We start from the raw sequence: 9,890 nt of genomic DNA, 5'->3' as shown, positions 1-9,890 counted from the left end.
TCGGTCTTTCTACTGCCCCAACTTTGCAACAGCACCATCTGACGCACCCCGATGGGCGGCTCCGGGTCCTCGTGGAGGACAGCCAGCCCGCAGCCGCGCTGGTGGACTCGAGTTCTCGGGAGCGCATGGAGCGGATCGGTGCGCTTCCTTGCGTCGACGTCACCACTGCCGATTCCCACGCCACCACCCACACGCCTGCGGCGGTGCCCGGGGACGATGCCTACCTGATGTACACCTCCGGATCGACCGGCAAGCCCAAGGGCGTGGTGATCAAGCATCGCGGGCTGCACAACATGCTGGACAATCACCGGCGCAAGATCTTCGCCCCAGCTGCTGCCGATGGGCGGACGTTGCGGATCGCGCATGCCATCAGCTTCGCCTTCGATATGTCGTGGGAAGAGCTGTTTTGGCTGGTGGAAGGCCACGAGGTGCGGATCTTCTCCGAGGATTTGCGACGCGATGCTGCGGCCATGGTTGAGGCCATTCGCGCGCATCAGGTGGATGTCATCAACGTCACCCCGACCGTTGCCGAGCAGCTGCTCGCGGAGGGGATGCTGGAATCCGGCGCGCATCGCCCGCGGCTGGTGCTCTTGGGCGGCGAGGCTGTCTCGCACGGCGTGTGGGAGACCTTGCGAAAGGCCGATGACGTGCGCGGATACAACCTCTATGGACCCACCGAGTACACCATCAACGCCCTGGGTGCTGGCACGGATGAGAGCGCCACGCCCGTGATCGGAATGCCGGTGGATCGCACGGCGGCGTTCGTTTTGGACCCGTGGTTGCGCCCCGTTCCTACAGGAGCGCCGGGTGAGCTCTACCTCGCGGGCAGCGGCTTAGCGCAGGAGTATCATGGGCTCGCGGCGCGCACCGCCAGCTCCATGGTCGCCTGCCCGTGGGGCGCCCCGGGTGAGCGGATGTATCGCACGGGAGACATCGTCCGCGTGCGTGCGGATGGCATGTTCGAGTACCTCGGACGCAGCGACGATCAGGTGAAAATTCGTGGTCACCGCGTGGATCCCGGCGACGTCTCGGCCGCCGTGTCCCGCGGCGTTGATCCCCGCATCCTCCACTGCGTGACCGTTCCTGTTCGTATATCCGACGCCACACTCCTGGCCTGTCACCTCGTGGCCCCACAACTGCGCGATGCGGACCAGGGGGAGCGGCAGAGTTTCCTGACTGGCGTGCGTAATGCATTGCGCGAGGAACTGCCCAGCTACATGATCCCGGATCGATGGTCGATCGTGGATGAGTTGCCGGTGACGTCGAATGGAAAGACCGACCTTGCTGCACTGGGTGAGGGAGAAAGGATCACGGAGAAGGGCCGCGAACCGGCGAACGAAACCGAGGAGATCACGGCGGAGCTGTTTGCCGAATCGCTAGATATTGAGCCCGAGGACGTGCCGGTGGATGCTGATTACTTTGACATGGGTGGGCACTCCATGGCGGTCATCAAGCTCTGCGCACTGCTGCGTGGAGAGCTGGGAGTGGAGGTTGGCGTGCGCGAATTCTACGGTCTGCGGACAGTCGAGCGCGTGGCGGAGTTTGTGGAGGCGCGCTCGTAGATTCAGCCCAGCAATTCGGCGAGTGCCGGGATGATCCCGTGGCGCCACATCGCAGGGTCGTGGCCACCGGGCGTGCGGTGATTGGTGGTGGGAAGCCGCGGCGTGTCAGGGCATCGGCCACTGCATCCACGTGTCGTTGCATGGGCGGCTCTTCTGCACCGCACGTCAGTACGATGCGTGCCAGACCGGAGCCACTGTGAGCCGCAGGATTTTCGAGTGAGGGGCCAGTGAGCTGTGCGGCAATGTCGCCTCCTGCGGGCCCGTCCGAGAGCGTGTCCGCGAGCTCTGCAGAACGGTCAGCGGACCACCAGACGGCAGGGGACTGGGCGATGGCTCCTTTGATTGCAGGCGTGGTTTCGGTGGAAGCCGTAAGAGCTGCGCGCAGGGCGGAGAGACCGCCGAAGCTTTGCCCCACCAGGACTATGTGGCTGCTGTTGATGATCGGCGGAAGCTCGGTGGCCAGTGCGCTGGCGAATGTTTGGGAGGTGTACTCCTCGCTGCGGTCTTTGGCTGCCGGCAGGAAGACGCGGTTGATCTGGGGGATAAGCCCTGCCGTGACTGCCCGGTCCAGTGCGCCCGTGAGGTCATGCAGATGGATCCAGTCATCGCCATCCAAAAACACCACGGTGGTATCCGCACCGCGGTCATCGAGGCGCGCGGTGCAGCGCCTGCCGAATACCTTCCGGTCGATGGACAGGCGTGCGCCGGGCAAGTCCGCGATGACTTCTGGGGAGCGAGGCGGCCAGAGTGTCTGGTCCACAGAATCGCCGCTCAATAGGCTCGCCTGTGGGCCTGCGCCGTGTGCGTTATGTGGATCGGGATATTTCAGCTCGCCGGATTGAAAGCTATAGGTCACTGCTGAGTGCGCCGGGATGCGCACATCGACGGTGGACATCGATTCGGTGAGCTCGACGTTCGAGCGGTAGGGGTCCGGGAAAACGAGGGCTTCCGCATCCGCGGGCACCGAGATTCGGTGAAGGGTGGTCACGTCCGGGGAGTCTGGCATGAAAATTGCGCCACTTTCATCATTGACTACATAGGTAAACCTAAGCTAACATCCCCTGCATGCGAGTTGCTGTTTTCGGCTATCAGTCGTGGGGACACCGGACGTTGTCTGCGGTCATCAATGCTGGTCATGAAGTAGTTTTGGTAGTTACGCACCCTGCCAGCGATCACCCTTATGAGCAAATGTGGGCAGACTCCGTTGAGGAGCTCGCCAGCGAACATGAGCTCCAGGTGTGTGTCACTGAGCGCGTGGGTCAAGACGTCATTGAGGCGTTGCGCGATGCTGCACCAGACATCATCGTGGCCAACAATTGGCGAACCTGGCTTCCTCCCGAGGTTTTCAGCCTGGCCAAGCACGGCGCATTGAATGTCCACGATGGTCTCCTGCCCGAGTACGCCGGATTTTCGCCCATCCTGTGGGCGCTGTTGAACCGGGAAACTCACGTGGGCGTCACTGTGCACGAGATGGATGAAGTGCTGGACGGCGGACCCATCGTTGCCCAGCGCGCGATCCCCGTGGGTCCGCAGGACACCACCACGGATCTCGTGGCCAAGACCATCGACCTCATCGAGCCCCTCGTGGAACGCGCATTGAGTGACGTCGCCCAAGGCACCGCCACTGCGCAACCTCAAGATCCCACCCGCGCTACGTACTTCCACAAGCGCGGCGAGCAGGAATCTCGCATAGATTTCACCCAACCTGCGGAAGATATCGCCTTGCTGGTCAGGGCGCAGTCCGACCCGTACCCCAATGCTTACTTTGAATTCCGAGGCCAGCGCGTCCGCGTGCTTTCCGCGCACGTCTCGCAGGGCCGCTTCGGCGGAACCCCCGGCCGAGTCACCATCCCTCACGAGGGAGGAATCGCGGTGGTCTGTGGATCGCCCCGTGCCAACGTGCCGGCGCCGGCGATTGTTCTGGATCGTGTTCGTCTCGACGACAACTCGGAACTGACCGCCACCGAATTCTTTGGACATAGGGCTGGATATATCCAACCAAAGGTTTGACCTTTCCCTTTTGTGTACGGGCCACGCCTCGCGCGGAAATCCGTCACCAGTAACAACGGAGAAAAATGACACTCAAGAAGATTCTCGTTAGCACCGCTGCTGTGCTGACCTTGGGCGCGGCACTGACCGCTTGCTCGACTGATGACCAGTCCGGAAATTCCGGGGACTCCCAGGCAGTCAACGCCGAGCAGGGCGCATTCCCCACCACCATCGAGCACCGCTACGGCTCCACCGAAATCAAGGAAGCCCCGCAGCGCGTGGTCTCCTTGGGCTACACGGATCAGGACGCACTGCTGGCGCTGGGAGTTACTCCTGTCTCCGTGAAGTACTGGGACGGAATGACCCCGGATGGTCAGGCTGCGGGCAACTGGTCCAATGACAAGATCGAGGGCGACACTCCTCGGATCGACAAGGACACAGAAGTCAACGCGGAAGCCATCGCCAAGGACAATCCAGACCTCATCGTGGCCGTGTACTCGGACATCGATGAAGACACGTACAAGAAGCTGTCTGAGATCGCCCCTGTCGTCGTACAAAAGGGCGAATACGAAGAACTACAGCAACCATGGGACGTGACCACGGAAGAGATCGGGCAGGCCGTGGGCAAGCCTGAAGAGGCAAAGCGCCAGGTGGAGCAGGTCAAGGAGAAGTTCGCAGAGCTCAAGGGCCGCCACCCAGAATGGGCCGAAAAGGAACTCGGCGTGGCCACTGTCTCCGACGAGAGCCTGGCTGTCTTTGCCGAGGGCGATCCGCGTAGCCGCTTCTTCACCGAGCTGGGATTCAAGATCAACCCGGCCTACGCGGGCATCACCAAGGACAAGTTCTACGGTGAGGTCTCCAAGGAAAACGCAGACCAGATCAACTCTGACGTGCTGGTGTGGGATCAACTGTCTTACTCTCCGAAGCAGAGCAAGGCTTCTGTGACCGAGGATCCGATCGTGGGCAAGCTGCCCGCCGTGAAGGACGGACACAGTGTCTACCTGGAAGGCGACCTGGAAAAGGCCTTCGGATGGCAGACCGTGCTGAGCCTGAACTACCTGCTGGACAAGATCGAGCAGCCGTTGGCAGACGCCACGAAGTAGTCTGAATCAACTGCCGAACCGCCCCGCATGAACGTGCTGGGGCGGTTTTGCTGTTGCTGGCTAGGGGACGGGCACTCATGGGGATAACGGATGCACGCTAGGGGCGAGCTGCCTGTATTCCGGTCAGAAACCGGGGTAAGAATAGACCAGTTGTTTTCTAGAAGGGATTCCCTGTGCACTTAAGCGACCTCATGGACGCCACCACCCTGCTCCAGAACTTTGGCGGCTGGGCGCTCGGCGGCATTGCGCTGATTATCTTTATTGAATCCGGCGTGCTCTTCCCGTTCCTCCCCGGCGATTCCATGCTGGTCACCGCGGCAATCTTGCGCGATCAGCTGGGCTTGAACGTTCCGATTCTGGTGGGCGTGGCCATCGTCGCGGCGTTCTTGGGCGACCAGGTAGGTTTCTGGCTCGGCCACCGCTTTGGCCGCAAGTTGTTTAAGCCCGACGCCAAGATCCTCATAACCGAGCACCTCGAACAAGCCGAGGCTTTCTTCCTGAAGTACGGGCCGTTGGCTCTGGTACTGGGGCGCTTCATCCCGATCGTGCGTACCTACATTCCCGTGGCCGCTGGTACCGCGGAGATGCCGTACAAGAAGTTCGTGGGATGGAACGTCACGGGTGCAGTGCTGTGGATTGTCAGCATGGTCGGCATTGGCGTGCTGCTGGGGGATATCCCGGGCATTGCGGATCGCATCGACATGATCGCCATCGTCATCGTGCTGGTGTCTGTGACTCCGGTGGTGATTTCCGCGATGATCAACTGGCGGAAGTCCAAGAAGACTCCCGCCCAGGAGCTGATGGAGGACTAAGCCCTGATCGTCACTTGGGGACGATCAGCGGACCGCCGGTGACAGGATCCTCGATGACTAGCGCGTTGAGGGCAAACGCCTCGAGCAGTAGCTCTGGAGTAATGACCTCGCTGGGACGCCCGGTGGCGAGGACCTGTCCATCCTTCATCACCACGAGATTATCGCTGTAGCGTACAGCCAAGTTGAGATCGTGCAGCACCATCACCACAGTCCGATCCAGCTCTCGGCGTAGACGCTGCACCAGCTCCAAAATCTCTACCGACGTGGCCAGATCCAGGTAGGTGGTGGGCTCGTCCAGGAACAGGATGTCCGTGTTCTGCGCAAGAACCATGGAGATCCACACACGCTGCCGCTGCCCTCCGGACAGAGAATCCAGGGTGCGCTCCGCCAGCCCCATCGAGCCAGTCATTTCCAGCGCCTTGTGCACCTCGGCTTCGTCCGTGGACGACCACTGACGGATCCACGATTGGTGTGGGTGCCGACCGCGCGAGACGAGATCAGCCACGTTGAGTCCCTCCGGGGCGGTAGGGGTTTGTGGCAGCACGCTGATGGTCCGTGCGAGGTCCTTGCGCCTGATGGATGAGATATCGGCGCCGTCTAACAGCACTTCGCCCTCATTCGCCGGAAGGAGACGAGACATGGCTCGCAACAACGTGGATTTGCCGCAGCCATTGGGGCCGATGATTGTGGTGATCTGCCCGCGAGGAAAGTCCACGTCCAAGCCTTCGATGACCGTCCGGTCGCCGTAGCCCACGGCGAGGCCGCGTGCGCTCATGCTGTGCTTCTGAGTCATGTGTCCTTCTTTGTTCGCGGCACTGCTAACTTCCAGGGTGGGATCTTTTCTCATGCCGTGGTTGACCTATTCCGTTGGACCAGCAAATAAATAAGGAACGCACCGCCGATTGCCGAGGTGAGAATGCCCACCGGCAGCTCTACGGGCAGAAGAGTTTGGGTGCTGATATCTGCCAGCAGGAGTAGCGCAGCGCCGGTCAGCGCAGAGGCCAGAAGCGGTGGTGCAGAGCAGTTGCACAAGCGCAGCGCCACCTGTGGGGCCACGAAGGCGACGAACCCGATGGGGCCAGCGGCCGAGACCGCCACTGCTGCCAAAGCCACGGCAGCGGCGAGCAGAAGCACCTGCACACCCTGGACGTTTTGTCCCAAAGCCCGTGCAGTATCCGAGCCCAGCAAGGTGGCTAAAAGTTGGTGACCAATCCAGGCCAGCAGCGGTGTAAACACCAACACAACAATGGCGATGGGCCACATCTTGGACCAGTCCGCAGTGCTCAGGGAGCCAGTAAGCCAGAACTGCGCGGCCGCGGCATCGCGCAACTCCGTGCGGATCATCAGGAAGTTGATATACGAGGTCAACAGAGCAGAGATGATGATGCCGAACAGCACTAGCCGGAAGGAATCAGTCGATCTCCTCCACGCCAGAGCCCACATCACCGTTGCGGTGACAGCCGCACCAAGCACCGCGGCCAAGGGAATGCCGATGCTGCTGAGCCAGCCGAGGAAACCACCAGCGCCACCACCCAGAGTGATGACGGTGACCGCGGCCGCGGACGCGCCCGTAGTGAAGCCCAAGATATCCGGGCTGGCCAGCGCATTGCGAGTCACGGACTGAGTGAGGGCTCCGGATAATCCCAGCGCACAGCCCACCAGAATGGCCGTCAGCGCACGAGGCATGCGCCAATCCAAAACCACCAGACGCTCAATGCGGGTGCCCTGGCCGGTGAACAGCACCTCCAGCACACGAGCCGGGGACACAGGATAGTCACCCAGGCCGATGGAGACCGCCGCTAGCAAGACGATCGCCACGAGCAGCAATAGAGACACCGTCAACGCGCGAGGGCGCCAGACCACAGAAAATGAGCCCACGCGGAATGGCGGGCGCCCAGGGATAGTGGAAGAGGTAGGGCGGGCAAGGAGGGAACTCATTAAATGGCCACCACCCGGCGTCGATAAATAAGGGCGATGAAGAACGGCGCGCCCACGAACGCGAGGATGATGCCTACTTGCAACTCGCCCGGACGAGCGATCAGACGGCCCACCACGTCTGCGAACAGCATCATCACCGCACCCGTCAGGGCAGAGTAAGGGAGGATCCAGCGGTAATCAGGGCCCGTGATGGCGCGCACGAGGTGCGGGACCACCAGGCCGATGAAGGTGATGGGGCCGGCGGCAGCTGTCGCGGCACCGGCCAGCAGTGCGATCAGAGCCATGCCAATCAGGCGGGCGCGCTGGGTGTTGATGCCCAGTCCGGAGGCGATGTCATCGCCCAGATTCAGGAGGTTTAGCTGCGGTGCCGTGATGAACGCCAGCAGGAGGCCCACCAGGATAAACGGCAGCACGCCGTAGAACACGGTGAGATCCCGGCCCGCGATGGAGCCGACGGTCCAGAAGCGCATGCGATCCAGATTGGCATCGTCAGTGAGGATAAAACCGCTGATGATGGCGCTGAGGACCGCGGACAAAGCCGCGCCGCCGAGGACCAGCGTCATTGGATTGGCCTGTCCTCCTCCTATGGACGCCAAACTAAACACCAACGCAGTAGCAGCGATGGCCCCACCGAACGCCCACATGCTGGTAGCCCACACGGACGTCACACCCAGCAAGGAGAAGCTGGCAACCACGGCCAGGGACGCACCGTAGTTGATGCCGAGAATGCCCGTGTCCGCGAGAGGGTTGCGCGTGTGCCCTTGGATCAATGCACCGGAGGCGCCAAGGGCAGCACCGGCGACTAGGCCCAACAGGGTGCGGGGAATGCGGAGCTCGACGATCACGCGCTGATCCACATTCAGCCCCTCCGCGTGGCCGAACGCCGTGCCGAGATCGCGGAACACGGCGGACACTTCTCCAAAAGGGATCTGCCGTGATCCAAACACGATGCTGGCAACGATGCTGGCGAGCAATAGGAGGAAAAGGACGCCGAGGCCGACGAGGCGACGCGGGATTTTACCTGATGGAGCGCTGGCAGAAGCGTCCGCAGTAGCGTCCGCGCGAGACCCCAGGTGTGATTGAGAAGGGGATTGCGCATGCGGGGTAGAGATAGCCATGCATCCCTCCTTGACGCGTGAAAGTCCATGATCTTAACGGGAGCAAGCTTATATGAACAAGGTAAGCCTAATCAAAGTACTACAAGGAGGGATTGTGGAGCTGTGCAGGTGAGTGTGTGAGCCAGCAAGTGCGGCTAGTGAGGTCGGTCGGCCCTGAATGGCGCCGACCCTACACCTCAGCTCTATGCTTCTGAGCAGGGATTTGGACATGTTTTAGCTGGTTGCTAGGCTAGTCAGGTCTTGCCGTAGGTAGGTACCCCCATGTTCTTTTTTTCGACGCTAACGCGTCAAAATCCCGGGAATGCCACATGACCTGCGGAAAGAGTCTCCCGCTACAAGGGAGAAAAACTGTACATCCACTTTGTTACAGGCCCCTCGCCCGAAGCGGCCGCACGGATAAAGGCAGCGAGCACCCCTAACTACTGAGTTAGGCGGAGCGTGAGTAGCCAGCGATCGTGCGGTACACGCGATTCATCAAGGGTGAGCACGGGAACCGTAACGAAAAAGGCAACAGGTCACTTCACATGACCATGACTGATCCGATTGCGGACATGTTGTCACGAGTGCGCAACGCAAACAATGCGTTCCACGACACCGTGTCTATGCCATCCTCCAAGATCAAGGCCAACATCGCCGAAATCTTGAAGCAGGAAGGCTACATCGCCGACTACTCCGTTAACGACGAGACCGTCGGCAAGACCCTGGAGCTTAACCTGAAGTACGGCCCATCTCGCGAGCGTTCCATCGCTGGCGTGCGTCGTGTTTCCAAGCCGGGTCTGCGCGTTTACGCAAAGTCCACTAATCTGCCAAAGGTTCTCGGTGGCCTGGGCGTGGCTATTATCTCCACGTCCCAGGGTCTGCTGACTGACCGTGAGGCCAACAACAAGGGCGTGGGCGGAGAAGTCCTCGCCTACGTCTGGTAAGAGGAGGTTTAACCATGTCTCGTATTGGCAAGGCACCGGTGACCGTCCCCTCTGGCGTCACCGTCACCATCAACGGCCAGAACGTTGAAGTCAAGGGTCCTAAGGGCACCCTGGCTGAAGAGATTCCGGCACCAATCACCGTGGCTCAGGAAGGCGAAGAACTCGTCGTCTCCCGCCCCGATGACCGCCGCAAGAACCGTTCCCTGCACGGCCTGTCCCGCTCCCTGATCAACAACATGGTCGTGGGCGTTACTACTGGCTACACCATCAAGATGGAAATCTTCGGTGTGGGTTACCGTGTGCAGCTCAAGGGCCAGAACCTGGAGTTCGCACTGGGCTACTCTCACCCAGTCCTGATTGAGGCGCCTGAGGGCATCAAGTTTGCCGTCGACGGAAACACCAAGTTCTCGGTGCTGTTGCAAAGTTGGGGCAGTAGAAAGACCGG

The 9,890-nt window shown here is 61.1% G+C and carries 10 protein-coding genes; 6 read left to right on the top strand and 4 right to left on the bottom strand.

Annotation, left to right across the window (positions count from 1 at the left end; translation table 11 throughout):
* Positions 1 to 1,562, top strand: a 1,562-nt coding sequence (locus FME68_RS12755; RefSeq protein WP_158397770.1) for a non-ribosomal peptide synthetase, incomplete at its 5' end; no start/stop codon positions are given.
* On the opposite strand, the gene FME68_RS12750 is transcribed toward FME68_RS12755, so the two are convergent.
* Positions 1,450 to 2,550, bottom strand: coding sequence for an alpha/beta hydrolase-fold protein (locus FME68_RS12750; RefSeq protein WP_328287858.1), 1,101 nt, complete (start codon positions 2,548 to 2,550; stop codon positions 1,450 to 1,452). The two genes, FME68_RS12755 and FME68_RS12750, sit on opposite strands and share 113 nt — an antisense overlap.
* Positions 2,551 to 2,627: 77 nt before the next feature.
* Here FME68_RS12750 and FME68_RS12745 point away from each other — a divergent pair, with 77 nt between their 5' ends.
* The 3 genes from FME68_RS12745 to FME68_RS12735 all read left to right on the top strand — a co-directional run bounded on the left by FME68_RS12745 (position 2,628) and on the right by FME68_RS12735 (position 5,466).
* Positions 2,628 to 3,572 carry a methionyl-tRNA formyltransferase gene (locus tag FME68_RS12745; protein WP_005325328.1) on the top strand — a complete coding sequence of 315 codons (945 nt, stop codon included), beginning with the start codon at positions 2,628 to 2,630 and terminating at the stop codon, positions 3,570 to 3,572.
* Positions 3,573 to 3,637: 65 nt separating this feature from the next.
* Positions 3,638 to 4,654 (top strand): iron-siderophore ABC transporter substrate-binding protein, encoded by a 1,017-nt coding sequence (locus FME68_RS12740; RefSeq protein WP_005291893.1) that lies wholly within the window; start codon positions 3,638 to 3,640, stop codon positions 4,652 to 4,654.
* A gap of 173 nt (positions 4,655 to 4,827) precedes the next feature.
* Positions 4,828 to 5,466, top strand: coding sequence for a DedA family protein (locus FME68_RS12735; protein WP_005325329.1), 639 nt, complete (start codon positions 4,828 to 4,830; stop codon positions 5,464 to 5,466).
* A gap of 10 nt (positions 5,467 to 5,476) precedes the next feature.
* Here FME68_RS12735 and FME68_RS12730 read toward each other — a convergent pair whose 3' ends face one another.
* Genes FME68_RS12730 through FME68_RS12720 form a run of 3 tightly spaced genes read right to left on the bottom strand, consistent with a single transcriptional unit; the run spans position 5,477 to position 8,522 of the window.
* Positions 5,477 to 6,259 (bottom strand): ABC transporter ATP-binding protein, encoded by a 783-nt coding sequence (locus FME68_RS12730; RefSeq protein WP_019176090.1) that lies wholly within the window; start codon positions 6,257 to 6,259, stop codon positions 5,477 to 5,479.
* A gap of 50 nt (positions 6,260 to 6,309) precedes the next feature.
* On the bottom strand, positions 6,310 to 7,404 hold the full coding sequence (locus FME68_RS12725; protein ID WP_005325330.1) for a FecCD family ABC transporter permease: 1,095 nt from the start codon (positions 7,402 to 7,404) through the stop codon (positions 6,310 to 6,312).
* Positions 7,404 to 8,522: a FecCD family ABC transporter permease gene (locus FME68_RS12720; RefSeq protein ID WP_005325331.1), complete on the bottom strand. Its 1,119-nt coding sequence runs from the start codon at positions 8,520 to 8,522 to the stop codon at positions 7,404 to 7,406. Before FME68_RS12720 ends, FME68_RS12725 begins: the two co-directional genes overlap by 1 nt.
* 524 nt (positions 8,523 to 9,046) lie before the next feature.
* Between FME68_RS12720 and rpsH the strand changes: the two genes are divergently transcribed.
* Positions 9,047 to 9,445: a 30S ribosomal protein S8 gene (rpsH, locus tag FME68_RS12715; RefSeq protein ID WP_034986964.1), complete on the top strand. Its 399-nt coding sequence runs from the start codon at positions 9,047 to 9,049 to the stop codon at positions 9,443 to 9,445.
* A 14-nt stretch (positions 9,446 to 9,459) separates the two neighbouring features.
* On the top strand, positions 9,460 to 9,890 hold a 431-nt coding region (locus FME68_RS12710; RefSeq protein ID WP_158397769.1), incomplete at its 3' end, for a 50S ribosomal protein L6.

It is taken from the genome of Corynebacterium hiratae, assembly GCF_009708045.1.
In the GTDB taxonomy this organism is placed as follows: domain Bacteria; phylum Actinomycetota; class Actinomycetes; order Mycobacteriales; family Mycobacteriaceae; genus Corynebacterium; species Corynebacterium hiratae.
The sequence above is the reverse complement of the archived record's forward strand: the minus strand, read 5'-3'. Positions and strand labels throughout refer to the sequence as shown.